20 protein-coding genes are annotated in these 22,949 nt (G+C 72.0%); 13 read left to right on the forward strand and 7 right to left on the reverse strand.

The window, feature by feature from the left end; translation table 11 throughout:
* Nucleotide 1: 1 nt before the first annotated feature.
* The 5 genes from ybaK to OP04_RS46355 all read left to right on the forward strand — a co-directional run bounded on the left by ybaK (nucleotide 2) and on the right by OP04_RS46355 (nucleotide 5,954).
* Nucleotides 2-490, forward strand: coding sequence for a Cys-tRNA(Pro) deacylase (ybaK, locus tag OP04_RS46335; protein ID WP_033346451.1), 489 nt, complete (start codon nucleotides 2-4; stop codon nucleotides 488-490).
* A 1,055-nt stretch (nucleotides 491-1,545) separates the two neighbouring features.
* Nucleotides 1,546-2,628, forward strand: coding sequence for a sugar ABC transporter substrate-binding protein (locus OP04_RS46340; RefSeq protein ID WP_033346452.1), 1,083 nt, complete (start codon nucleotides 1,546-1,548; stop codon nucleotides 2,626-2,628).
* A 103-nt stretch (nucleotides 2,629-2,731) separates the two neighbouring features.
* Nucleotides 2,732-3,505, forward strand: coding sequence for an ATP-binding cassette domain-containing protein (locus OP04_RS46345; RefSeq protein ID WP_033346453.1), 774 nt, complete (start codon nucleotides 2,732-2,734; stop codon nucleotides 3,503-3,505).
* A complete protein-coding gene (locus OP04_RS46350; protein WP_033346454.1) occupies nucleotides 3,502-4,740 on the forward strand; it encodes a sugar ABC transporter permease in 1,239 nt (412 codons plus the stop codon). The genes OP04_RS46345 and OP04_RS46350 overlap by 4 nt, the downstream gene beginning before the upstream one ends.
* 23 nt (nucleotides 4,741-4,763) lie before the next feature.
* Nucleotides 4,764-5,954, forward strand: a complete 1,191-nt coding sequence (locus tag OP04_RS46355; RefSeq protein WP_033346455.1) for an ROK family transcriptional regulator — start codon at nucleotides 4,764-4,766, stop codon at nucleotides 5,952-5,954.
* Here the strand turns inward: OP04_RS46355 and OP04_RS46360 are convergent.
* On the reverse strand, nucleotides 5,934-6,518 hold the full coding sequence (locus tag OP04_RS46360; protein ID WP_033346456.1) for a TetR/AcrR family transcriptional regulator: 585 nt from the start codon (nucleotides 6,516-6,518) through the stop codon (nucleotides 5,934-5,936). The genes OP04_RS46355 and OP04_RS46360 overlap by 21 nt on opposite strands.
* A 104-nt stretch (nucleotides 6,519-6,622) precedes the next feature.
* Between OP04_RS46360 and OP04_RS46365 the strand changes: the two genes are divergently transcribed.
* From OP04_RS46365 to OP04_RS46375, 3 genes are read left to right on the forward strand one after another with little or no spacing between them, the layout of a single operon-like run.
* Nucleotides 6,623-7,270 (forward strand): O-methyltransferase, encoded by a 648-nt coding sequence (locus tag OP04_RS46365; protein WP_033346457.1) that lies wholly within the window; start codon nucleotides 6,623-6,625, stop codon nucleotides 7,268-7,270.
* A 46-nt stretch (nucleotides 7,271-7,316) separates the two neighbouring features.
* Nucleotides 7,317-9,011 carry an ABC transporter transmembrane domain-containing protein gene (locus tag OP04_RS46370; protein ID WP_033346458.1) on the forward strand — a complete coding sequence of 565 codons (1,695 nt, stop codon included), beginning with the start codon at nucleotides 7,317-7,319 and terminating at the stop codon, nucleotides 9,009-9,011.
* Nucleotides 9,008-10,735 (forward strand): ABC transporter ATP-binding protein, encoded by a 1,728-nt coding sequence (locus OP04_RS46375; protein ID WP_033346459.1) that lies wholly within the window; start codon nucleotides 9,008-9,010, stop codon nucleotides 10,733-10,735. Before OP04_RS46370 ends, OP04_RS46375 begins: the two co-directional genes overlap by 4 nt.
* Before the next feature lie 19 nt (nucleotides 10,736-10,754).
* Here OP04_RS46375 and OP04_RS46380 read toward each other — a convergent pair whose 3' ends face one another.
* From OP04_RS46380 to rimI, 3 genes are read right to left on the reverse strand one after another with little or no spacing between them, the layout of a single operon-like run.
* Nucleotides 10,755-12,449 (reverse strand): glycosyltransferase family protein, encoded by a 1,695-nt coding sequence (locus OP04_RS46380; protein WP_033346460.1) that lies wholly within the window; start codon nucleotides 12,447-12,449, stop codon nucleotides 10,755-10,757.
* A 47-nt stretch (nucleotides 12,450-12,496) separates the two neighbouring features.
* A complete protein-coding gene (locus tag OP04_RS46385; RefSeq protein ID WP_033346482.1) occupies nucleotides 12,497-12,751 on the reverse strand; it encodes a hypothetical protein in 255 nt (84 codons plus the stop codon).
* 40 nt (nucleotides 12,752-12,791) lie between these two features.
* Entirely contained in the window at nucleotides 12,792-13,262 is a 471-nt protein-coding gene (rimI, locus tag OP04_RS46390) for a ribosomal protein S18-alanine N-acetyltransferase (RefSeq protein ID WP_033346461.1), read from the reverse strand.
* An 80-nt stretch (nucleotides 13,263-13,342) separates the two neighbouring features.
* On the opposite strand from rimI, the gene alr reads away from it, so the two are divergent.
* From alr to ung, 3 genes are all read left to right on the forward strand, one after another.
* Nucleotides 13,343-14,473 (forward strand): alanine racemase, encoded by a 1,131-nt coding sequence (gene alr / locus OP04_RS46395; RefSeq protein ID WP_033346462.1) that lies wholly within the window; start codon nucleotides 13,343-13,345, stop codon nucleotides 14,471-14,473.
* Nucleotides 14,474-14,645: 172 nt separating this feature from the next.
* Complete coding sequence (locus OP04_RS46400) at nucleotides 14,646-15,791, forward strand: alpha/beta fold hydrolase (protein WP_085067324.1); 1,146 nt, start codon at nucleotides 14,646-14,648, stop codon at nucleotides 15,789-15,791.
* 105 nt (nucleotides 15,792-15,896) lie between these two features.
* The gene (gene ung, locus OP04_RS46405; protein WP_033346463.1) at nucleotides 15,897-16,583 is read left to right on the forward strand and encodes a uracil-DNA glycosylase; all 687 of its coding nucleotides are present in this window, start codon (nucleotides 15,897-15,899) and stop codon (nucleotides 16,581-16,583) included.
* Nucleotides 16,584-16,597: 14 nt separating this feature from the next.
* Here ung and OP04_RS46410 read toward each other — a convergent pair whose 3' ends face one another.
* Both OP04_RS46410 and OP04_RS50935 read right to left on the reverse strand, forming a co-directional pair.
* Nucleotides 16,598-18,280, reverse strand: a complete 1,683-nt coding sequence (locus tag OP04_RS46410; protein ID WP_033346484.1) for an alpha/beta hydrolase — start codon at nucleotides 18,278-18,280, stop codon at nucleotides 16,598-16,600.
* 5 nt (nucleotides 18,281-18,285) lie between these two features.
* Nucleotides 18,286-18,585, reverse strand: coding sequence for a hypothetical protein (locus OP04_RS50935; RefSeq protein ID WP_157241265.1), 300 nt, complete (start codon nucleotides 18,583-18,585; stop codon nucleotides 18,286-18,288).
* A gap of 106 nt (nucleotides 18,586-18,691) precedes the next feature.
* Here OP04_RS50935 and OP04_RS46420 point away from each other — a divergent pair, with 106 nt between their 5' ends.
* Nucleotides 18,692-19,060, forward strand: coding sequence for a holo-ACP synthase (locus OP04_RS46420; RefSeq protein WP_033346464.1), 369 nt, complete (start codon nucleotides 18,692-18,694; stop codon nucleotides 19,058-19,060).
* A gap of 19 nt (nucleotides 19,061-19,079) precedes the next feature.
* On the forward strand, nucleotides 19,080-20,537 hold the full coding sequence (locus OP04_RS46425) for a bifunctional ADP-dependent NAD(P)H-hydrate dehydratase/NAD(P)H-hydrate epimerase (protein ID WP_051800114.1): 1,458 nt from the start codon (nucleotides 19,080-19,082) through the stop codon (nucleotides 20,535-20,537).
* A gap of 391 nt (nucleotides 20,538-20,928) precedes the next feature.
* Here OP04_RS46425 and glmS read toward each other — a convergent pair whose 3' ends face one another.
* Nucleotides 20,929-22,809, reverse strand: a complete 1,881-nt coding sequence (gene glmS, locus OP04_RS46430) for a glutamine--fructose-6-phosphate transaminase (isomerizing) (protein ID WP_033346465.1) — start codon at nucleotides 22,807-22,809, stop codon at nucleotides 20,929-20,931.
* Between the last annotated feature and the right edge of the window lie 140 nt (nucleotides 22,810-22,949).

Raw genomic sequence — 22,949 nt, forward strand, 5'->3', positions numbered from 1 at the left:
CGTGGCGAAGAAGGCCGGCGGCGGCACCCCTGCGACAACGCTGCTCACCAAGCAGAAGGTCGCGTTCACGGCGCATACGTACGAGGTCGATCCCAAGGCCACCTCCTACGGCGAGGCGGCCGCGGCCGCGCTCGGTGTCGCACCGACCAGGCTCTTCAAGACCCTGGTCGCCAACGTCGACGGGAATCTGGCGGTCGGGGTGGTGCCGGTCTCGGCCTCGCTCGACCTCAAGGCACTGGCCGCGGCGCTGGGCGGCAAACGCGCCACAATGGCCGACCCGGCTGCCGCGGAGCGTGCCACGGGGTACGTCACGGGCGGGATCTCGCCCTTCGGCCAGCGCTCCCGCCTGCCGATCGTGGTGGACACCTCCGCGGAGGGGCAGGAGACGGTCTTCGTGTCGGGCGGGCGTCGGGGGATGCAGGTCGAGGTTCCGCCGGCGGCTTTTCCCGCCGTGGCTGGTGCGATCTTCGCTCCCATTGCCACTGGCTGATTCGCCGGCGGCCGGGGCTCTTGCCGGCTCGGCCCTTGCCGGCTCGGCCCTTCTCTCGTCTCGAGGTTCAGGGCCGCATCGGTTATTGAGTCCTCCTGACACCTTCGGGGTAACGCCACGCGGGCGTGAAGAATCTTCAGCTTCGGGCCGCGGCGACGCCTATTTTCCGGTCAGCTTTGGCGGCAGCGTGAGGCGCGGTTGGCATGCAGGCCGCTATTTCCCGAAATTTCGGGCAGGGAGTGCCCGTTGCTGAGCTTTCGGCATCGAGGACCGGGCACTTGTGCCCGAAATTTCGGGAAATAGTTGCCGTCGTGATTGCGACCGCCTGGCGCTGATAGCCGAAGGCTCAACAGCCGGACACTTTGTGCCGGAAATTTCATGCTTTAGCAGGCCGGCCGAGTGGGCTGGTTGCTGTTTGTCTCCGGCGGGAGCCTCCGACACCGGGGCAGCGGAAAGGCATTCCACCGCACCACCGACATCGCGGGTGGTTGAGTTTCGTACGGCCTGCCTGCCCCGTATGCCATCGACCCGGCGGGCGAAGCCGGAAGCACGATGAAAAGGCGAGGCGAATGCGGCGCGGACCCGGCCGGACCGAGGCAGACGCACGTTCCCCGGCTCGGCCTTCCCCGGCGGCGGGAGAGAGGGCGGGGCGAGATCGGGTCGGGGGCAAGTCCACGCGGGGCCGGAAGACGGGCGGAACGCAACCCCAGGGTGAGCGGGCGCGAGGAGGGCCATCTCACCGCCGGCGCCGGCCGACGGCATGCGAACCCGCCCAGCACGGTCATGAGTCGGCGCCCGCCGCCCACGTCCGGACCGCCCAGCACGGTCATGAGTCGGCGCCCGCCGCCCACGTCCGGACAAATCCGCGCTCTCGACCGTACCCTCAAATGAATTTGATCTTGGGTTTCGCGCAGATGACGGGCGCGTTGCGAAATTGTTATGCCATTGAACAAAATAGGTCTTGTGCGGTGCGCCACAGGAGAAATACGTTGCCGGGCACAACAAATCTTCGAGATGCCGCAGGGAGCTCCACCACACCGAAAGGACCATGCACGATGCGCAGAGTCCTGACCACGCTGGCCGCGGCCGGCCTTGCCGCAGGCGCGCTCACCGCGTGCGGCGATGATTCGAACAATGACAGCACCCGACCCGCCAAGATCGGCGTGATTCTTCCGGACAGTGCCTCCTCGAACCGGTGGGAGACGGCGGACCGGAAGTACCTGGAGGCCGCGTTCAAGGCGGCGGGCGTCGAGTACGACATTCAGAACGCGCAGGGCGACAAGACCGCGTTCCAGACGATCGCGGATCAGCAGATCACCAACGGCGCCACGGTCCTCATGATCGTCAACCTGGACTCCGGCACCGGCAAGGCCGTGCTGGACAAGGCGAAGAACCAGGGCGTCGCGACCATCGACTACGACCGGCTCACGCTGGGCGGCACGGCCGAGTACTACGTCAGTTTCGACAACGTGCAGGTCGGCAAGCTCCAGGGCGAGGGGCTGCAGAAGTGCCTGACCGATCTCAAGGCGGAGAAGCCGGTGGTCGCGGAGCTGCACGGCTCCCCCACGGACAACAATGCCACCCTCTTCAAGGAGGGTTACGAGTCGGTCCTGAACCCGCTCTACGAGAACGGCACCTACGTCAAGGGGCCGCAGGAGCCGGTGCCGGCCTGGAACAATACGACCGCGGGCACCATTTTCGAGCAGATGCTGACGCAGGCGAACAACAAGATCGACGGCGTGCTGGCGGCGAACGACGGGCTCGGCAACGCGGTCATCACGACCCTGAAGAAGAACGGGCTGAACGGCAAGGTGCCGGTCACCGGGCAGGACGCGGACACCCAGGCGCTGCAGAACATCCTGGTCGGCGACCAGTGCATGACCGTCTACAAGGCGGTCAAGCAGGAGGCGGACGCGGCGGCCGAGCTGGCGATCGCGCTCTCGAAGGGCGAGCGGAAGGACGTGCCGGGTAAGGTCACCGATCCGGAGACCGGCCGCGCGGTTCCGTCCGTGCTGCTCACCCCGAAGGCGATCTTCTTCGACTCGGTCAAGGACGTGGTCGCCGACGGTTACGTGACCAAGGCCGATCTGTGCACCGCCGCCTACGAGGCGAAGTGCGCCGAGGCCGGGGTCAGCTAGACCTGTTGTAACCGGCTCAGGGCACGAGCCGGCCGGCGCCGCCCGGGATGAACAGTCCCGGGCGGCGCACGGACGTGGAGCCGCTCGACGCGCGAGGAGAGATGTGTCCGCGACACCCCTGCTGGAACTACGCGGGATAGACAAGGGCTTCGGCCCGGTCCAGGTCCTGCGCGACGTGAACCTGACGGTCTATCCCGGCGAGGTCACCGCGCTCGTCGGCGACAACGGCGCGGGCAAGTCGACGCTGGTGAAGTGCGTCAGCGGCATCTACGCCATCGACTCCGGCCAGATCTTCTTCGAGGGCCTGCCGGTCTCGGTCAACAGCCCGCGGGACGCGGCCACGCTCGGGCTGGAGGTCGTCTACCAGGACCTCGCGCTCTGCGACAACCTCGACATCGTGCAGAACATGTTCCTCGGCCGGGAGAAGCGCAGCGGGCTGGTGCTGGACGAGCCGACCATGGAGCAGCTGGCGGCTGAGACGCTGGCCAGTCTGTCCGTGCGGACGGTGAAGTCGCTGCGGCAGCACGCGTCCAGCCTCTCCGGTGGCCAGCGGCAGACCGTCGCGATCGCTAAGGCCGTGCTCTGGAACAGCAAGGTCGTGATCCTGGACGAGCCCACGGCAGCGCTCGGCGTGGCGCAGACCGCGCAGGTGCTGGAGCTGGTCCGCCGGCTCGCGGACCGCGGGCTGGCGGTCGTGCTGATCTCGCACAACATGAACGACGTCTTCGCCATCTCGGACCGGATCGCGACGCTCTACCTGGGGAGGATGGCGGCGCAGGTGAAGACCACGGACGTCACGCACTCGCAGATCGTGGAGCTGATCACGGCCGGGCGCAGCGGAAACCTCGGGCTGTCGGAGAACGGTGGGCCGCGATGAGCGTCACGATCGAGAAGGCCGCGCCGCTGACCGTCGGCAGCCATGTGCGGGACTATCTGAGTCGCGTGCGCGGCGGCGACATCGGCTCGCTGCCGGCCGTGCTCGGGCTGATCGCGCTCTGCGTGTTCTTCGGCATCATGCGGCCCGCGTTCTTCAGCGCCGGCAACTTCGCGAACCTGTTCACCCAGGGCGCGGCCGTCACCATCATCGCGATGGGCCTGGTCTTCGTGCTGCTGCTGGGCGAGATCGACCTCTCCGCGGGGTACGCCAGCGGCGTGTGCGCGTCCGTGCTGGCCGTGCTGCTGACGTTCCACGGCTGGCCGTGGTACGCCGCGACGCTTGCCGCGCTGGTCACCGGCCTGGTCATCGGGCTGGCGATCGGCTTCATGGTGGCGAAGGTCGGCATCCCGTCGTTCGTGGTGACGCTGGCCGCGTTCCTGTCCTTCCAGGGCATCGGGCTGATCCTGATCCGCGGCGGCACCAACGTGCCGGTGCGCGACGAGGTGCTGGTCGCGATCTCGAACAAGAACGTGCCGCCCGCGCTGGGCTGGGCGCTGTTCCTGCTGGGCGTGCTCGCGTTCGCCGCGATCCAGCTCTGGCAGTGGCGCAACCGGCACGCGCGCGGGCTGATCAGCGAGGCGCTGGCGGTGGTGCTGTTCCGGATCGCGGCGCTGGTCGTGGTGGTCGGCGCGGCCGTCTACGTGCTCAACCTGGAGCGCAGCCGCAACGTGCTGATCACCTCGCTCAAGGGCGTGCCGATCGTGGTGCCGATCATCGTGGTGCTGCTGGTGGTGTGGACGTTCGTGCTGCACCGGACCGCGTACGGCCGGCACGTCTACGCGGTCGGCGGCAACCGGGAGGCGGCGCGCCGGGCCGGCATCAACATCGACCGGATCCGCATCTCGGTGTTCGTCATCTGCTCGTTCATGGCCGCGATCGGCGGTGTGGTGGCGGCCAGCCGGGCGAACTCGGTGGATGCGAACACCGGCGGCAGCAACGTGCTGCTCTACGCGGTCGGCGCCGCGGTCATCGGCGGGACCAGCCTGTTCGGCGGCAAGGGCCGGATCATGGACGCGGTGCTCGGCGGCGCCGTGGTCGCGGTCATCGACAACGGGATGGGCCTGATGAACGCGAGCGCGGGCGCGAAGTTCGCCTGGACCGGCGGGGTGCTCCTCGCCGCCGCTAGCATCGATGCGCTGTCCCGGCGTCGCGCGGCGGCCACCGGCAACCGATAGATCCCCATGGAGAACACAGACTGATGCGCGCCGGTCCCAGCCAGGACGAGGTCCGTCGGCAGAACCTCGGGGCGCTGCTGCGGTACGTGCACGTGCACGGGCCGATCTCCCGCGCGGAGCTGACTACCCGGCTCGGGCTCAACCGCAGCACGATCGGGGCGCTGACCGCGGACCTGACCGCGGCCGGCCTGGTACGCGAGGAGGCGCCGCGCGGTGCACGCCGTGCCGGGCGGCCGTCGCTGGTCGTGCTGCCGGAGTCCGCGCGGGTGTACGCGTACGCGCTGAGCATCGAGGTCGACCGGCTGCGTGCGGCCCGGGTCGGGCTCGGCGGCGAGGTGCTGGACGAGCGCGTCTACGACCGGCCGCGTGACCTGCGCGTCTCCGAGGTGGTCGGTCCGCTGTCCGCGTTCGTCAAGGAGATGCAGCATGCGGCGCCGGACGGCGGGCGGTACGTGGGCGTGGGTGTCGCCGTGGCCGGCATGGTCCGCCGCCATGACGGCCTGGTCCGGCTCACGCCGAAGGCCGGGTGGGTGGACGAGCCGCTCTCCGAGCCGCTGTCCGAGGCGCTGGGCGGCGACCACACGGTCCTGGTCGGCAACCACGCGGACCTGGCGCTGATGGCCGAGCACCTGCGCGGCGTGGCCGTGGACACCGAGGACGTCATCTACCTGCACGGCGAGGTGGGGATCGGCGCCGGGATCATCGCGCACGGCGCACTGATCACCGGCCACGGCGGGTACGCCGGCGAGGTCGGTCACATGATCGTGCACCCGGGCGGCCGGACGTGCAGCAGTTGCGGCGCGCGCGGCTGCTGGGAGTCGGAGATCGGTGAGGAGGCGTTGCTGCGTGCGCTGGGCACGGACGGCAGCGGCCGGATCCCCGCGCACCAGCTGATCGCGGCGATGCGCGGCGATCCGGGCAGTCACGAGGCGCTGCGGCAGATCGGCGAGTGGCTCGGGCTCGGTGTGGCGAACCTGGTCAACATCTTCAACCCGGAGATGGTCATCTTCGGCGGTACGCTGCGGAACCTCTATCTGACCACGGCCGCGCAGGTGCGGTCGCGGCTCAACTCGCTGGCGCTGCCGGCCAGCCGCGAGCTGCTACGTCTGCGCACGCCGAAGCTGGGCGAGGACGCGGCGCTGATCGGGGCCGCGGAGCTGGCGTTCACCCAGCTGCTCGCGGACCCGCTCGGGCTAACCAGTCAGTCCCCGTAGCACCTCGTCGACCAGGCGATCGGTGAAGTCCGCGCCGACCGGGTCGCCGGTGACCAGCACCCGGTAGTAGATCGGCCCGACCAGCGTGTCCGCGAGCAGGTCCAGGTCCAGGCCGGCCGGCAGGTCACCGCGGCTCACGGCGCGCTCCAGCGGCTCCCGGTTCAGCACGCGCTGCCGGGTCAGGTGCTCGGCGCGGAGCCGTTCGGCCAGCACCGCGTCGTGCTGGGCCTCGCCGTGCAGTGCGCGGAAGACCGCGCCGGCGTCCTCCTCGGTCAGGAAGACCGCCAGGCCGCGCAGGTGCAGCCGCAGGTCGGTGATGAGCTCGCCGGTGTCCGGCGGCTGCAGCGCCTCGCGGGCGTCGGTGGTGAACGCGTCCATCAGCACGTCCGTCTTGGACGGCCACCAGCGGTAGATCGTCTGCTTCGCCACGCCCGCCCGCGCCGCGATGCCCTCGATGGTGAGCTGGGCGTACCCGCGCTCGACCAGCAGATCGTCGGCCGCTTCGAGCACGCTGAGGCGCGCCTGTTCACTGCGGCCGTGCCGGTTGCCACGATGCGCCCTCACCCGGTCGTTCTCCTCTTGCTTTCCAACATCTGTGCCGTGCTCTTTTGTCATGCCCGAGAATAAGGCGGCTTGACTAGACGCAACGTTGCGTCCACTCTAACTCGATGAACTCACTGCGAGCACCTCGTGTGCGCTCCGTTCTCGACCGTCTGCACGCCGCCGCCGACCTCGACGAGGACCAGCCGTCCCCCTGGCCCGCGGGCCGTGACTTCACCGCGACGCCCGCGCAGGAGCGGGCCGACCTGATGGCCGGCGTCTACATGCCGATCTCCGCGCGCGGCGGCGACCTGCTCTACGCGCTGATCCGGGCCGCGCGGCCGGAGCGGGTCGTGGAGTTCGGCACGTCGTTCGGCATCTCGACGCTCTACCTGGCCGCGGCCGTGGCCGACAACGGCGCCGGGCACGTGGTGACCACGGAGCTCAGCGACGTGAAGGTGGCGGCCGCACGGGAGAACCTGGCCGAGGCCGGCCTGCAGGACTCGGTGACCGTGCTGGCCGGGGACGCGCTGACCACGCTGGCCGACGTGCCGGGCCCGATCGGCCTGCTGCTGCTGGACGGCTGGAAGGACCTGTGCCTGCCGGTGCTGCGGCTGCTGGAGGACCGGCTGGCACCGGGCGCGCTGGTGGTCGCGGACGATGTCAGCTTCCCGAGCATGGCGCCCTACCTGGAGTACGTCCGCGACCCCGCCGCCGGCTACGTGAGCGTGGAGTTCCCGGTCGGCGACGGCATGGAGATCAGCTGCCGGGCATAAAAACCGGTGGATCCGTCCGGGCCGCGGGCAGTACCGTTTCGTTACTATGCGTGACCTGCCGCGGAACGATCCCGGAGTCGCCGACCACCGGTCGGCGTGGCGGCTGCTGTGGTGGATGGTCAGCCGGGTCCGGTCGAAACTGGCCGTCTCCGTGCTGCTCGGCATCGTCTGGATGTGCTCGGCCGCGCTCGCCCCCGCGCTGATCGGCCTCGCGGTCGACCGTGGTGTCACCGCACGCGACCCGGGCGCGCTCGCGACCTGGTCCGCGGCCGTGCTGGCGCTCGGCCTCGTGCAGGCCGCGACCGGCATCCTCCGGCACCGGTACGGCGCGCACAACTGGCTCGACACCGCGTACGGAACGGTGCAGCTCACGGTGCGTCAGTCCGCCCGGATCGGCGCGGCGCTGCCCCGCCGGGTGTCCAGCGGCGAGGTGGTCAGCGTCGGCACGTCGGACATCGACCAGCTCGGCGCCGCGACCGAGATCGTGGACCGGGCGATCGGCGCGGTCGCCGCGATCGCGGTGATCACCGTGATCATGCTGAACACGTCCACGCAGCTCGGCCTGGTCGTGCTGATCGGCGTGCCGCTGCTGCTCGGCCTGGTCGCGCTGCTGCTCCGCCCGTTACAACGCCACCAGGAGGCCTACCGCACGCGTCAGGGCAAGCTCACCACCCGGGCTGCCGACATCGTCACCGGCCTGCGCGTGCTGCGCGGCGTCGGCGGCGAGTCGCTCTTCGCCTCCGGCTACCGCGCGGAGTCACAGGAGCTGCGAGCCGCGGGGGTACGGGTCGGGCGCATCGGGGCCGCGCTGGAGGCGACCCAGGTGGTGCTGCCCGGCCTGTTCCTGGCGCTGGTCACCTGGCTCGGCGCGCGGCTCGTGCTGGCCGGCGACATCACCGCCGGCCAGCTCGTCGCGTTCTACGGCTACACCGCGTTCCTGGTGCCGCTGCTGCGCAACCTCACGGAGGCGGCCGACAAGTTCGCGGTCGCGGTCGTCTCCGCGAGGCGCGTGGTGCGGCTGCTCGACCTGGTGCCGGACCCGGCCTCGCCGGAGCGTCCGGCGCCGATGCCCGAGCCCGCGGCCGTGCTCGCGGATCCGCGGTCCGGCCTGCTGGTGCGGCCCGGCGTGCTGACCGCGATCGCGGCGTCGGACCCGGCGGACGCGGCCGCGATCGCGGAGCGGCTGGCGCGGTTCACGGACTCGGAGGCGCGGCTGGACGGCGTACCCCTGCGTGATCTTGATCTTGATCTGCTGAGGTCCCGGGTGCTGCTGGCGGAGAACGAGGCACGGCTGTTCGCCGGCCCGCTGCGGGAGACGCTCGGCGGCGCGGAGGACGCACTGATCACGGCCGCGCTGGGGACGGCCGCGGCGGAGGACATCGTGGACGCGCTGCCGGAGCGGCTGGACACCGCGGTCGCGGCGCGCGGGCGGGAGTTCTCCGGCGGCCAGCAGCAGCGGTTGCGGCTGGCCCGCGCGCTGCTCGCGGACCCGGAGATCCTGATCCTGGTGGAGCCGACCAGCGCGGTCGACGCGCACACCGAGTCCCGCATCGCGGCCCGGCTCGGACCGGCCCGCGCCGGACGCGCCACCGTGGTCTGCACGACCAGCCCGCTGGTGCTGGCGCACGCGGACCACGTCGCCTACGTCGAGGACGGCAAGGTCATCGCGGAGGGCACGCATCGCGAGCTGCTCACCGCCGAACCCCGTTACGCCGCGACCGTGCTCAGGCAGGAATCATGATCCTTCCGATCGCCACCCCCGCCGAGGTCCGGCGGTACGTGCGCGGGCTGTTCCGGCGGCACCCGCGCCCGCTCGGCCTGATGCTCTCGCTGCACGCGCTCGGCGCGCTCTGCGGGCTGGCCGCGCCGCGCCTGCTCGGCGAGCTGATCGAGATCATCCGTGACGGCGGCACGACCGGCGCGCTCGACCGCGTCGGCGTCGCGCTGGCCGGCGCCGTGATCGTCCAGTCGGCGCTGGTCTACCTGGCGCGCAACGCGTCCGCGCGGCTCGGCGAGCGGGTGCTGGCCGAACTGCGCGAGGAGTTCGTGGACCGGGTGCTGTCGCTGCCGATCGGCACCGTGGAGCGGGCCGGCACCGGTGACCTGCTCACCCGCACCACGCGGGACGTGTCGTCGCTGGCCTACAGCGTGCAGTGGGCCGCGCCGGAGATCCTCACCGCGCTGATCACCATCGTGCTGCTGGTCGCCGCGCTGCTGCTGGTGTCGCCGCTGTTCCTGGCCGCGCCGCTGCTCGCGGCACCGCTGCTCTGGCCCGCGAGCCGGTGGTACCTGCGCCGCGCCGCCGACGGCTACCTGCGCGAACGCGCCGCCTACGCGCGGATCACGGAGGGGCTGGCCGAGACCGTGGAGGGCGCGCGGACCGTGGACGCGCTGCGGCTGCACGAGCGCCGGCGGCGGCAGACGGACGAGGACATCCGCGGGTCGTTCCGGGCCGAGCGGTACACGCTGTTCCTGCGCACGGTCTGGTACCCGATCGCGGACACCGCGTACGTGCTGCCGGTCGTGGTGACGCTGCTGCTCGGCGGCCTGTACTACGCGAACGGCTGGATGACGCTCGGCACCGTGGTCGCGGCCGTGCTCTACATGCAGCAGCTGGTCAACCCGGTCGACCAGGTGCTCTCCTGGCTGGAGGAGCTGCAGGAGGGGCAGGCCGCGCTGGCCCGGGTGATCGGGGTCGGAGCGGTCTCTGCCGCCGGCGGCACCGGGCCCCCGCCGCGCGGCAACGGCATCCGGCTGCACGACGTCACGTTCGGTTACGTTCCGGGCCGTCCGGTGCTGCACGGCATCTCGCTGGACATCGCGCCGGGCGAACGGCTCGCGGTCGTCGGGCCGTCCGGCGCCGGCAAGTCGACGCTCGGCCGGCTGCTGGCCGGCGTGCACCGGCCGGAGTCCGGCGAGCTCACGATCGGTGGCGTGCCGGTCTCCTCGCTGCCGCCGGAACGGCTGCGCGGCGAGGTCGCGCTGGTCACCCAGGAGCACCACGTCTTCGCCGGCACGCTCCGCTTCAACCTGGTGCTGGCCCGGCCGGACGCCTCCGGTGAGGACGTGCGGGACGCGCTCGCCGCGGTGGACGCGCTCGGCTGGGCGACCGAGCTGCCGGACGGGCTGGAGACCGTGGTCGGCGAGGGCGGGCACGTGCTGACGCCGGCGCAGGCGCAGCAGCTGGCGCTGGCCCGGCTGGTGCTGGCCGACCCGCACACGCTGGTGCTGGACGAGGCGACGTCGCTGCTCGATCCGCGCGCGGCCCGGTCGCTGGAGCGGTCGCTGGCCGCGGTGCTGGCCGGCCGGACCGTGGTGGCGATCGCGCACCGGCTCTTCTCCGCGCACGACGCGGACCGGGTGGCGGTGGTGGAGGGCGGCCGGATCGTGGAGTGCGGATCGCACGACGAGCTGATGGCGGCGGACGGGTCGTACGCCGCGCTGTGGCGGTCCTGGAGCTCGTAGCGTCCAGGACCGCCGCCGGTCAGCGCGGGATGTCCCAGACGGTCACGCCGCCGAGGTCGGTCGGCGGGCGTCCGGTCAGGTCCGCGAGCAGCGCCTTGACCGCATCGCGGTTCTGGTGCTCGGCCGGCACCACGATCACCGACGTCTGCCAGAACGCCAGGTCCGCGGCGAACGCGGCCCGCTGCTCCGCGGTCAGCACCGGCACCAGGCCGCTCGCGGTCACGTCCGCGATCAGCAGGTGGGTGGGCCGCCGCGCCGGGCCGAAGATGCCGCGCCCGTCCTCCTCCGGACCGGGGCCGATGAAGTAGCCCAGGGCCAGCGGGAACTCCAGGTCCGCACGGGCGGCCCAGCGCAGGTTCGTGGTGTCCGTCCAGGGGCCGGGCACCACCAGCATGCTGCCGCCGTCGGTGAGCTGCGCCCGGTACTGGTGGCCGGTGATGTAGGCCGGGACCGGCGCTATCTGTTTCGTGTCCATCGGCAGCGGCACGATCGGCAGCAGCGAGACCGCGACCAGCGGCAGCAGCACCGTGCGCGAGCGCTCGACCGCGAGCGCGAGCAGCAGGCCGACGCACGGGATCGCCACCAGCACGAGGCGGGTCGGCACCACGGAGTCGAAGAGCGGCAGGTGCGCGAACGGCTCCCACGGGCCGGGCGCGGTGACGTCGCCGTAGCCGTTGACGATTATGTCCCGCCCGATCGAGAGCACGGAGAAGACGACCGCGGTGCACGAGGCGGCGAGCGCGACCGGCCGCGTCCGGAAGATCACGGCAAGAGCCAGGAACAGGATCACCAGGGGTACGCCGAAGAACGCGTTCTCTTCCGTGCGGTTCGCCGCGATGTTGCCGAACGGGGAGAACGACCCGCCCAGCGAGTGCGTGGAGAACGAGAAGAACGCGGCCAGGTCGTTGCCGTAGCTGGTGGTGAACTCCGGCACGCCGTGATAGCTGCCGGGGCCGGTGAACTGCACCCACAGCGGGTACGCCGCGAGCGTGCCGGTGATCGCCGCCGCGATGCCCAGGTTGGTGAAGAACCGGCGCTTGTCCACCTCCTTCCAGCGCAGCAGCGCGTAGAGCGTGCCGAAGATCGCGCTGCCCAGGCCGGTGAAGAAGAGCGACTCCTCGTTGATGAACACCTGATAGGCCATGACCAGGCCGAGCAGGACTCCGGCGTATTTTTTCGGGGAGAACAGCAGGTGGACCACGAACGGGAGCAGGAACAGCGCGACCCAGTTCGGATGGCCCTGCGTGTGCGTGAAGACGCCGGGTGCGAAGCCGCAGAACCCGCCGCCGATCGCGGCCGCGAGGCGCGACTCGACCAGCCGGCGGGAGAAGACCCAGTACCAGCCGAACGCGGTGAGCGCGAGGCCGAGCAGCACCAGCAGCGCGAACGTGGCGGCGGGACCGGCCAGCAGCGTCACCGGGGCCAGCGGGATGCCGAGGCCGAGCACCGCGGTGTTCGCCATCATGTTCACGCCGAGCGGCGCGTTCATGTCGCTGGTGAGCAGCCAGTTCCCACCGCCGCCGGACACCAGCTTCGCGGCCCTGGCCAGCACGAACTCGAACTGCGCGTGGTCGTTCTGGTTGGCCTCGGGCACCGCCCGGTCCAGGTCGCGCCAGAGCGGCAGGGTCAGGACGAACGCCATGAGCAGGAACGTCGCCAGCGCGGCGATGTCCCACTTCCTGTCGAGGAAGAACCGTCTACCGAGGGAGAGCACCGCCGCATGGTAAATGGCGAGTCTGCGCGCCGGTACACAAGCCGGACTTAACGGTCAACCTGCGTGAACTCCCACATGTGCGGGGAACGGGCGACCAGGTGTTCCGGCGGCGCGGGCAGGTCGACCGGGGCGCTGCGCCACTTCGAGATCACCACGAGCCGGTTGTCCGCCGAGGAGAACACCTCGGTCGACATGTGCAGCGGGTAGACCTCGATCGACGGCACCGCGTCGTCGCACAGCCAGGTGAGCAGCTCCGCATGCCCGGTGGGACGGGCCTTGACCTCCCACATCCGCACGATCACGCCCGGCACCGCCCCTCCTCCCCCGAACGGTGAAACTTTTTCAACCGGGGGGACGCGTGAAGGAGGTTACACGTTCCCGCTCCATGATCAGGGCGTCGGTGTTGCTCGGCTGGTAGTAGCCGCGCCGGATGCCGATCCCCTCGAAGCCGTAGCTGCCGTAGAGGCGCTGGGCGGGCACGTTGTCGACCGCGACCTCCAGCAGCACCCGCTCCGCGCTCCGGCGCTCCGCCTCGGCCAGCAGCGCCTCCAGCAGCGCGCGGCCGACCCCGTGCCGCTGCCGGTCGCGACGGACCGCGATGTTCTGCACCCAGGCGTCCGGCTCCTGCATGGCCAGACCGGCGTAGCCGTCCACCCGGCCGCCGTCGTCCAGTGACACCAGGTAGTAATGGCCGTTCGCCAGCTCGTTCCAGAACATGGCGGCGGACCACTTCTCGGGGCCGAACAGGTCGTCCTCGATCGGCAGCAGCTCTTCGATGTGCCACCAGCGCAGCGGCCGGATCGCGTCACTCATCGGCAAACACCCTAATCAGGGAGCGAAGTCCCATTTCACAAGGGGTGCGGGCCCCCGAACCGATCAGTAGGCTGGGGGCCATGTGGCAGGCCGAAGTACGAGTGGATCTCGACGCGATCCGGGCGAATGTGGCCCATCTCGCCGCCGGGACCAGCGCCGAGGTGATGGCGGTGGTCAAGAGCGACGGGTACGGGCACGGCATGGTCGCCTCCGCACGGGCGGCTCTGGACGGCGGCGCCACCTGGCTCGGCGTCGCGAGCATGACCGAAGCGATCACGCTGCGTGAACACGGGTTAACGGCGCCGATCCTGGCGTGGCTGATCGTCCCCGGCCTCCCGCTGCACGACGCGGTCGCGGCCGACATCGACCTGAGCGTCGCCACGCTCGGCCTGCTGGACGAGGTGATCGTGGCCGCGGAGCGCGCCGAGCGCGTCGCCCGCGTCCACCTCAAGATCGACACCGGGATGACCCGGGGCGGCGCCACGCCCGAGGAGTGGCCGGTGCTGCTGGAGGCCGCCGCCAAGGCGCAGTCCGACGGGCTGATCGACGTGGTCGGCATCTGGTCCCACTTCAGCTGTGCGGACACGCCCGGCCACCCCAGCGTGGACGCGCAGCTCGCCGCGTTCCACACCGGGCTGGAGGTCGCCGGCCGGTTCGGCGTCACGCCGCGGTACCGCCACATCGCGAACTCTGCGGCGCTGCTCACCCGGCCGGACACGCACTTCGACCTGGTCCGGCCCGGCATCGCGATCTACGGCCTGTCCCCGATGGGCGGCCGCGTCGACGGGCTGCGCCCCGCGATGACCGCGCGCGCCCGGGTGATGATCGCCAAGCGGGTGCCGGCCGGGTCCGGTGTCTCCTACGGCCACACCTACATCACGCCCGCCGAGTCCACGATCGCGGTCGTCCCGATCGGTTACGCGGACGGTGTCCCCCGCCACGGGTCGAACGGCGGGCCGGTGCTGATCGGCGGCCAGGTCCGCCCGATCGCCGGCCGCGTCTGCATGGACCAGTTCATGGTCGACTGCGGCGACGACCCGGTGCAGGCCGGCGACACGGTCACGCTCTTCGGCCCCGGCGACGACGGCGAGCCGACCGTGGAGGACTGGGCGGACGCGGTCGGCACCATCAGCTGGGAGATCCTCGCCCGCTTCGGCAGTGCCCGCGTGCCCCGCGTCTTCGACGGCCTGCGCCCGGAGGCGGGCGTATGAGCGAGCCCTCGCGCGGCACGCCGGGGTCCGGCGCGCGCCGGACGCCTGGGCCCGCTGCACGTGAGCACGTGCACAGGTCACCGGCGCGGCGCCGCCCACCGCACCGGACACCGGAGTCCGCCCTGAGCCCGCATCCGCTGCCGCGCCCTCGCACCGGAAAGGAATGTCCGGCATGAGCTCAACGCCATCGTCCACCCTGGTTTCCACGATCTTCTCCCCCAAGGTCGGCAAGCGGGCCGGGATCATCGGCGCCGTGGTCGGGCTCGCCGCGGCCGGCATCGCCGCCGGTGTCGCCGCGGAGCGCACCATCGTGCGGCGCACCAAACGCGGGACGACCGACCCGTGGGCGGACGAGAAGTTCGGCGAGCAGCCCTACGACGAGTCCTTCATGATCACCGCGCCGGACGGCACCGACCTGCACGTCGAGGTGCTCGACCCGGTCGACGGACTGGAGGTCGAGCCCGACTTCCCCGGCGCCGCCCAGGCCGACCTGGAGGCCGAGCCCACGATCGTCTTCGTGCACGGCTTCTGCCTGGACATGGGCACGTTCTACTTCCAGCGCAAGGAGCTGGTCCGCCGCGGCGATTACCGGATGGTCTTCTACGACCAGCCGGGCCACGGCCGCTCCGGCAAGCTCGAGTCCGGCGAATATCACCTGGAGGCGCTGGCCGAGTCGCTGCACGCGGTCATTCAGGCCACCGTGCCGAGCGGGCCGATCGTGCTGGTCGGGCACTCGATGGGCGGCATGACGATCATGGCGCTGGCCGACCTGTACCCGGAGCTGCTCCGCACCCGCGTCTCCGGCGTCGTGCTGATGGCCACGTCCGGCGGCAAGCTGGAGGAGGCCCGCCTCTCCATCCCGTCGCTGGCCGCGCGCGCGGGCGCGCCGCTGCTGCCGGTCGTCACCCGGACCACGCGAATCACCGGCGGCGTCATCGACCGGGCCCGGCTCGCCTCCTCCGACCTGGCCTGGCTGCTGACCCGTCAGTTCGGCTTCGGGGGGAGCGCGCCCAGCCCGGCCCTGGTCACGTTCGTCGAGAAGATGAACTCGCACACCACGGCGGACACCGTCACCCGGTACCTGCGGACGATCTACACGCACGACCGGTTCCCCGCGCTCGACACGCTGCAGGACATCCCCACGCTGGTGATCGCGGGCGACAAGGATCAGATCCTGCCCGTCACCCACTCGCGTGAGATCGCCCGCCACCTGCCGAACGCGGAGTTCATCGAGATCCCGGACAGCGGGCATGTCGTCATGCTGGAGCACGCGGACGAGGTGAACGCCGCGCTCATCTCCTTCCTGGAGAAGCTGTAGGTTTCTCCTCCACGGTTCTGTCGCACCCGTCGGATACGGTGCGGTCCGCACGTACCGAAGTCCACTGTGCGAACCCGTGTCAGCCCCTGTGGAGGAGTCCTCAGCATGTCCCTCGACCTCGTCGCCCTGCTGCCCGAGCCGTGGCGGGCCGTCCTCGCCCCGCACCTGGACGCCGACCGCACCCGCGCGCTGGGCGAGTTCGTCGCGGCGGAGTACGAGTCGCAGACCGTCTACCCGCCGGTCGAGGACCTGTTCACGGCCTACCGGCTGTGCCCGCCCGGGAAGGTCCGGGTGCTGCTTCTCGGCCAGGACCCCTACTTCAAGGCCGGCCAGGCGCACGGGATGAGCTTCAGCGTCCGCGAGGGCGTCCGCATCCCCCCGTCGCTGCGCAACGTCTTCAAGGAGATCGCGGCGGACGTCGGCGCCGGCATGCCGACCACCGGCGAGCTGACGCCGTGGGCCGAGCAGGGCGTGCTGCTTCTCAACTCGATCATGACGGTGCGTGAGGGCAAGGCCGGCACGCACGCCAAGAAGGGCTGGGAGGAGTTCACCGACGCGACCATCAGCGCCGTGAACGAGCTGGACACCCGCGTCGTCTTCATGCTCTGGGGCAGTTACGCCCGGAAGAAGGCGGAGCTGGTCACGAACCCGCAGCACGTGGTGCTGGAGGCCGGCCACCCGAGCCCGATGAACCCGGCCGGTTTCCTCGGCTCCCGCCCGTTCAGCGCGTGCAACAAGGCGCTCGCGGACGCCGGCCTGGAGCCGATCGACTGGTCGCTCACCAAGGCCTGACCCGCGCCGACGGCTCATGACGGCCCGAGCCCGAGCGTGATCCGGGACAGCGTGTCGAGCGCTGTCCCGCCGCGGTCCCAGTAGCCCAGGTGGCCCGCGTCCGCCTCGGTGGCGAACACGCGGGCGCCGAAATCCGGATCCGCCGGGTTGCGCCCGAGCCACAGACCGTCCTCCGGCTGCCCGAAGGCGAGCGCCGGCCCCAGGCCCGGCACGCCGGAGGCGACCACCGCATCCGTCAGCGCGGAGATCGGTGAGACCGGCACCCGCTGGATCGGATCCGTGATCGACGTGCCGGCCCAGACCTCGGGCAGCCCCAGGTCGGCCGCGTGCGAGACACCCGCGCCCGGCGAGGCCAGCAGCACCAGCCCGTCCGCGTCGAGCCCGTGGTCGCGGGCGGTCACGCCGGCCACCAGCGAGCCGTAGCTGTGGCCCAGCACGGTCTGCCGAGCCGGCTCCCCCTCGTGCCCGGCCCGCAGCCCCTCCTGGAACCGGTGCAACGCGGGCGCGGCATCCCGCGCCTGCTGCTCGGACGCGGCCTCGACCACGAAATCCGGCGCGTCGTAATCCAGCCACAGCACGGCCGCGGTGCGCCGGGCCGGATCCAGCTCCGTAGCGTGCTCGGCCACCCGCGCGGCCCGGTCCAGCTCACCGCCGAACGAGGCCAGATCGCTGGTCATGCCGGGCACGCAGGTCACCACGGCCTCGCTGCGGTCCGGATCGCCGACCGCCACCACGGCGCGCCCGTCCCGGCTCGGGTCGAACCGCACCAGGTAACGCGGCGGCTCGGTGCCCGGCGAGACCTGGTCGGCCAGCCGCTCCAGCGACGCGATCAGCGCGGGGTCCCGCGCGTAGGCGCTGCCGGCGGGCAGGCCACCGCGCAGATCCGCGCTGCTCAGGCTCACGCCGGTGGACGGGCCGCCGCTGCGGAAGCCGTCCACCGGCAGGCCCAGCCGGGCCGCCTCCAGCGCCAGGTCGAGCAGCACGCGGTTGGCCAGGTCACGGGCCGCGACCGGCAGGCCGTCCAGGCCACCGGTCAGCGTGGGCTCGTGCCGGAGCAGCCAGCGTCGCTGCGCCGGGGTCAACGAGTCCCACCAGGCACGATTCGCGGCCGGGGTCGCCGCCGGGCCAGGCCGATAGCCCGGCGGCGTGCTCTCCCACCCGGAGTCGGCCGCGCGGCTCAGCTCGCCCAGGCGCGTGGCCGCCTCCGTGTCCGCCACCCGCGCCGCGGCCAGCGCGGCCTCGATCTCCCCGGCCACGGCCCGCGCCGAATCCGGCAGGCCGGTCGGGGTGGCCATGCCGTCCGGCGAGGCGGCCCCGACCGCGAGACTGCCGGGCACCGGCCCGGCCGCGACCACGAGACCGGAGCGGTCCACCGCGAGCCCGGCCGTCTCCGCCGCGCGCACGGCCGCGGCCAGCCGTGCCTTGGCGGTCTCGATCGCGGCCGCGTATTCCACCAGGATGCCGGCGGTCTCCAACTGGGCGAGCCGGCCGGCCTCCAACTCGTCCCGCAGGCGGCGCAGGCGGGAGACCGCGGCATCCGCCCCCGCGCCCGACCAGGCCGCGGCCAGCGCCACCGCGCCGGAGGCCAGCTCCAGCGCCCGCCGCGCGCCGGACGCGGCCAGCTCACGCCAGGCCGCCGCGGACTGCCGCCATGCGGGCGGGCTCGCCTGCCAGAGCAGCTCATAGGTCACCGGCATCGTGCTCACCGCGCCGCCACCTGCCCGCGCAGCCGCCGGAACCGCGCCGCCGCCGCGTCGTCCGTCGCCTCATAGGCCGTGGCCGCCCTGCTCAGCGCGCTCGCGGTGGCCGCCACGCCGGTGCCGCACCGGTCCAGCGCGGACCAGGCCGCATCCGCCAGGTCGGTCACCGCCGTCGCGACCGCCCAGCCCGGTGCCGTGACGGGCAGCCGCCCCGGCGGCATGCCGAGGAGCCGCCGGGCCACGGCCGCGAGCCGGTCCGCGCACGCGCGCAGCGCCGGTGTGGTGACATCGATCGCTTCCATGCCGACCACCGTGCCACCGCGGGCCGGGCGTGGATAACCCCTGTGGACAACGGCGGACCGTGCGTACCGCCGGTTGTCCACAGGGGTTGCCGACTAGGCTTCAGGTGTGATCGTCTCCGTCGGCATGGACGTGGTGCTCGTCGAACGGTTCGTCCGCGCGCTGGAACGGACGCCGCAGCTCGCCGGCCGCCTGTTCACCGACGGCGAGCGGCACACCGCCTCCGGCAACCCCAGGCCGCCCGAGTCGCTGGCAGCCCGGTTCGCCGCCAAGGAGGCGGTTGCGAAGGCGCTCGGCGCCCCCTCCGGCCTGCGCTGGCACGACTGCGAGGTGGTCTCCGACAAGGCCGGCCGGCCCTGGCTGACCGTGTCCGGCTCGGTCGCGGAGGCCGCGGCCGAGTGCGGCATCACCCGCTGGCACCTCTCCCTCTCCCACGACGGCGGCATCGCCTCCGCGATGGTGGTAGCCGAGTCCTAGAAGTCCCGGAGGAGCACGAATGCGTGGCGTGTGGCGGGTCGCCGACGTACGGGCGGCCGAAGAGGCACTGATGCGCGAGCTCCCGGACGGCACGCTCATGCAGCGCGCCGCGGCCGGGCTCGCCCGCCGATGCGCCCTGCTGCTGGACCGGGTCTACGGCGCGCGGATCCTGCTGCTGGTCGGCGCCGGCAACAACGGCGGCGACGCGCTCTACGCCGGCGCGCTGCTGGCCCGGCGCGGCGCCCAGGTCACCGCGCTGCTGCTGCGGCCGGACCGCGCGCACGCCGACGGTCTGGCCGAGCTGCGCCGCAGCGGCGGCCGCATCCGCACCGAGTGGTCCGGCACCATCGCCGCCGACCTGGTCATGGACGGGATCGTCGGCATCGGCGCCACCGGCGGCCTCCGCGAGCCGGCCGCCACCGTCGTCGCGGCGCTGCGGGCCCGCACGCCGCGCCCGATCATGGTCGCGGTCGACGTGCCCAGCGGCGTGGACGTGGACACCGGCGCGGTCGAGGGCGCCGCCGTCCGCGCGGACGTCACGGTCACGTTCGGCTGCCTCAAGCCCGCGCTGGTCGCCGGCCCGGCCGCGCCGCTCGCCGGGCAGGTGGACCTGGTCGACATCGGGCTCACGCTGCGTGCCGCACCGGCGCTGCGCGTGCCGGACGCGGCCGACATCGCGGACTGGTGGCCGGGCCTGCACGCGGGCTCGGAGAAGTACAACCGCGGCGTGGTCGGCATCGCCACCGGCTCGCACACCTATCCCGGCGCCGCGGTCCTGTCCACGGCCGGCGCGCTGGCCGGCCCGACCGGCATGGTCCGATACGCCGGCACCGCCCGCGCCGAGGTGCTGGCACGCCACCCGTCCGTCGTCGCCGCGGACTCGGTCGCCGAGGCCGGCCGCGTGCAGGCCTGGCTCTGCGGCTCCGGCATCGGCACCGACGCCAACGCCCGGACCGCGCTGCGCAGCGTCCTCGCGACCGATCTGCCCGTGGTGCTGGACGCGGACGCGCTCGGCATGCTCGTCGACGGCTCCCAGGCCGACCGGCTCCGCGACCGCGCCGCGCCGCTGGTCATCACGCCGCACGACCGCGAGTTCGCCCGCCTGGCCGGCCCGCCCGGGAAGGATCGCGCCGAGGCCGCGCTCAAGCTCGCCGCCTGGATGAACGCGGTGGTGCTGCTCAAAGGCGACCGCACCCTTGTCGCGTCCCCGTCCGGCGAGGCCTGGGTCAACCCGACCGGTACCCCCGTACTCTCCACCGGCGGCACCGGCGACGTCCTCGCCGGTCTGCTCGCCTCCCTGCTGGCTGCCGGCGTCCCCGCCACCCGCGCCGCGGTCGCAGCCGCCTACCTGCACGGACTCGCCGGCCGCATCGCCGCCGACCGGGGCCCGGTAACCGCCCCCGACGTGGCCGACGCCCTCCGCGAAGCCGTCGCCACCACCGCTCACCGAGCTTTCGGCGTCGTCATCGCTCGTTGATGAAATGCCGGGCGCCCGGCGTGCGGCAGCCGGCGTCACATCGCGGTCGGCACCGGCGCTGAATCCCGGTGCCAGAACCTGAAAGCCAATTCAAATACGGATTTCCCGCTTCCGGCGTGGTCCGGCAGCGTTGCTCCCGCGGGCAAACCTCGCGCCGGGCTCCGCTGGCGCTCCGCACGACGCGAGGAGCCGGTGCCGCCAACGACCGGGCGGGTTTTCCGGTGCCACGGCGGAACCGGCAGGGAGGAGCGCCAGCGACGACCGGTGCCCGCGGGAGCAACGCTGCCGGACCACGCCGGAAGCGGGAAGATGAATGTGCACGTGAACTGGCACTTGAAGCCGCGGGAATGGGAAAGGGCCGGTCCACCAGGACCGGCCCTCCCGTCGGTGGCTATTCGACCGTGACGGACTTGGCCAGGTTGCGGGGCTGGTCGACGTCGTGGCCGCGGGAGCTGGCGATCTCGCAGGAGAGGACCTGGAGCGGGATCGTGGTGACCAGCGGGGCCAGCAGCGTGGGGGTACGCGGGACGCGGATCAGCTCGTCGGCGTAGGGGACGACGGCCTCGTCGCCCTCCTCCGCGATGACGATGGTGCGGGCGCCGCGGGCGCGGACCTCCTGGATGTTCGACACGATCTTGTCGTGGAGGACGCCGCGGCCGGCCGGGGACGGGACGATGCAGACGACCGGCGTGCCCTGGTCGATCAGTGCGATCGGGCCGTGCTTGAGCTCGCCGGCGGCGAAGCCCTCCGCGTGCATGTAGGCCAGCTCCTTGAGCTTGAGCGCACCCTCCAGCGCCACCGGATATCCGACGTGGCGGCCGATGAACAGCACCTGCTGCGCGGAGGCGAGGTCGCGGGCGAGCTTGCGGACCGGCTCCATGGACTCCAGGACGGTACGCAGCTTGTCCGGCATCTCCTGGAGCTGGCCGACGACGGCGCCGACCTCGTCGGCGTACTTGATGCCGCGGACCTGAGCCAGGTGCAGACCGATCAGGTAGCAGGCGACGAGCTGGGTCAGGAACGCCTTGGTGGACGCGACCGCGACCTCGGGGCCGCCGTGCGTGTAGAGCACGGCGTCGGACTCGCGCGGGATGGTGGAGCCGTTGGTGTTGCAGATGGCGAGCACGCGCGCCTTCTGCTCCTTGGCGTGCCGGAGCGCCATCAGCGTGTCCATGGTCTCGCCGGACTGGGAGATCGCGATGACCAGCGTGGAACGGTCCAGCACCGGGTCGCGGTAGCGGAACTCGCTGGCGGTCTCGACCTCGCAGGGAATGCGCGTCCAGTGCTCGATGGCGTACTTCGCGACGAGGCCGGAGTGGTACGCCGTGCCGCACGCCACGATGAAGATCTTGTCGACGTCGCGCAGGTCCTGCTCGGTGAGGCGGACCTCGTCGAGCACGATCTCGCCGGTCTCGGTGAGCCGGCCGAGCAGCGTGTCCGCCACCGCCTGCGGCTGCTCGGCGATCTCCTTGAGCATGAAGTAGTCGTAGCCGCCCTTCTCGGCGGCGGACGCGTCCCAGTCGATGTGGAACGGACGGCCCTCGACCGGCGTGCCGTCGAAGCCGGTGATCTCGATGCCCTCCGGCGTGATCAGGACGACCTGGTCCTGGCCCAGCTCGACTGCCTCGCGGGTGTGCTCGATGAACGCGGAGACGTCGCTGGCCAGGTAGTTCTCCCCGACGCCGCGGCCGACGACGAGCGGCGAGTTGCGGCGGGCGCCGGCGACCGCGCCGGGGATCGCGGTGTCCACGGCGAGCAGCGTGAACGCGCCCTCCAGCCGGCGGGAGACGCGGCGCAGCGCCTCGGCGAGCGCCTGCGCGCCCTGCCCGCCCTCGGTGCGCACCACGTCCAGCTCGAGGGCGAGCAGGTGGGCGGCGACCTCGGTGTCGGTGTCGCTGCGGAACTCGATGCCGAGCGCCTCCAGCTCGGCGCGGAGACGTGCGAAGTTCTCGATGATGCCGTTGTGGATGACGGCGACTCGGCCATCCTGGGAGACGTGCGGGTGTGCGTTGCGGTCGGTCGGGCCGCCGTGGGTGGCCCAGCGGGTGTGGCCGATGCCGGTGGTGCCGGCCGCGATGCCGGTGTCCGGGCCCTCGGTGAGTGCCTTCTCCAGGTTGGCGAGCTTGCCCGCCTTCTTCTCGGTCAGGAGCGCGTCGTCGCCGACGATGGCGACGCCCGCCGAGTCGTAGCCGCGGTATTCGAGCCGCCGCAGTCCGTCCAACACGATGCTCAGTGCCGGCCGGTTGCCGACGTAACCCACGATTCCGCACATGGGAGCAGCGTAACCCAGTTTCGCTCAACCTGCGTGCTCGAAGTCCGGTCATTCGCTCACACCCGATGCGCGATTGGGGGATTTATGCCGGACCTATCCGGACAGAACAGCCGCGGTACCTGTCGGTAAGCCGATTGCCG

This window comes from Catenuloplanes japonicus, assembly GCF_000717135.1.
GTDB lineage: Bacteria > Actinomycetota > Actinomycetes > Mycobacteriales > Micromonosporaceae > Catenuloplanes > Catenuloplanes japonicus.

What these genes read in the sequence shown, in the direction of transcription:
- OP04_RS46340 (WP_033346452.1), top strand. Translation starts at nt 1,546, where the DNA reads ATGCGCAGAGTCCTGACCACGCTGGCCGCGGCCGGCCTTGCCGCAGGC.
- OP04_RS46350 (WP_033346454.1), top strand. Translation starts at nt 3,502, where the DNA reads ATGAGCGTCACGATCGAGAAGGCCGCGCCGCTGACCGTCGGCAGCCAT.
- OP04_RS46355 (WP_033346455.1), top strand. Translation starts at nt 4,764, where the DNA reads ATGCGCGCCGGTCCCAGCCAGGACGAGGTCCGTCGGCAGAACCTCGGG.
- OP04_RS46365 (WP_033346457.1), top strand. Translation starts at nt 6,623, where the DNA reads ATGAACTCACTGCGAGCACCTCGTGTGCGCTCCGTTCTCGACCGTCTG.
- OP04_RS46370 (WP_033346458.1), top strand. Translation starts at nt 7,317, where the DNA reads ATGCGTGACCTGCCGCGGAACGATCCCGGAGTCGCCGACCACCGGTCG.
- OP04_RS46375 (WP_033346459.1), top strand. Translation starts at nt 9,008, where the DNA reads ATGATCCTTCCGATCGCCACCCCCGCCGAGGTCCGGCGGTACGTGCGC.
- rimI (WP_033346461.1), bottom strand. Translation starts at nt 13,262, where the DNA reads ATGAGTGACGCGATCCGGCCGCTGCGCTGGTGGCACATCGAAGAGCTG.
- alr (WP_033346462.1), top strand. Translation starts at nt 13,343, where the DNA reads ATGTGGCAGGCCGAAGTACGAGTGGATCTCGACGCGATCCGGGCGAAT.
- OP04_RS46400 (WP_085067324.1), top strand. Translation starts at nt 14,646, where the DNA reads ATGAGCTCAACGCCATCGTCCACCCTGGTTTCCACGATCTTCTCCCCC.
- ung (WP_033346463.1), top strand. Translation starts at nt 15,897, where the DNA reads ATGTCCCTCGACCTCGTCGCCCTGCTGCCCGAGCCGTGGCGGGCCGTC.
- OP04_RS46410 (WP_033346484.1), bottom strand. Translation starts at nt 18,280, where the DNA reads ATGCCGGTGACCTATGAGCTGCTCTGGCAGGCGAGCCCGCCCGCATGG.
- OP04_RS50935 (WP_157241265.1), bottom strand. Translation starts at nt 18,585, where the DNA reads ATGGAAGCGATCGATGTCACCACACCGGCGCTGCGCGCGTGCGCGGAC.
- OP04_RS46425 (WP_051800114.1), top strand. Translation starts at nt 19,080, where the DNA reads ATGCGTGGCGTGTGGCGGGTCGCCGACGTACGGGCGGCCGAAGAGGCA.
- glmS (WP_033346465.1), bottom strand. Translation starts at nt 22,809, where the DNA reads ATGTGCGGAATCGTGGGTTACGTCGGCAACCGGCCGGCACTGAGCATC.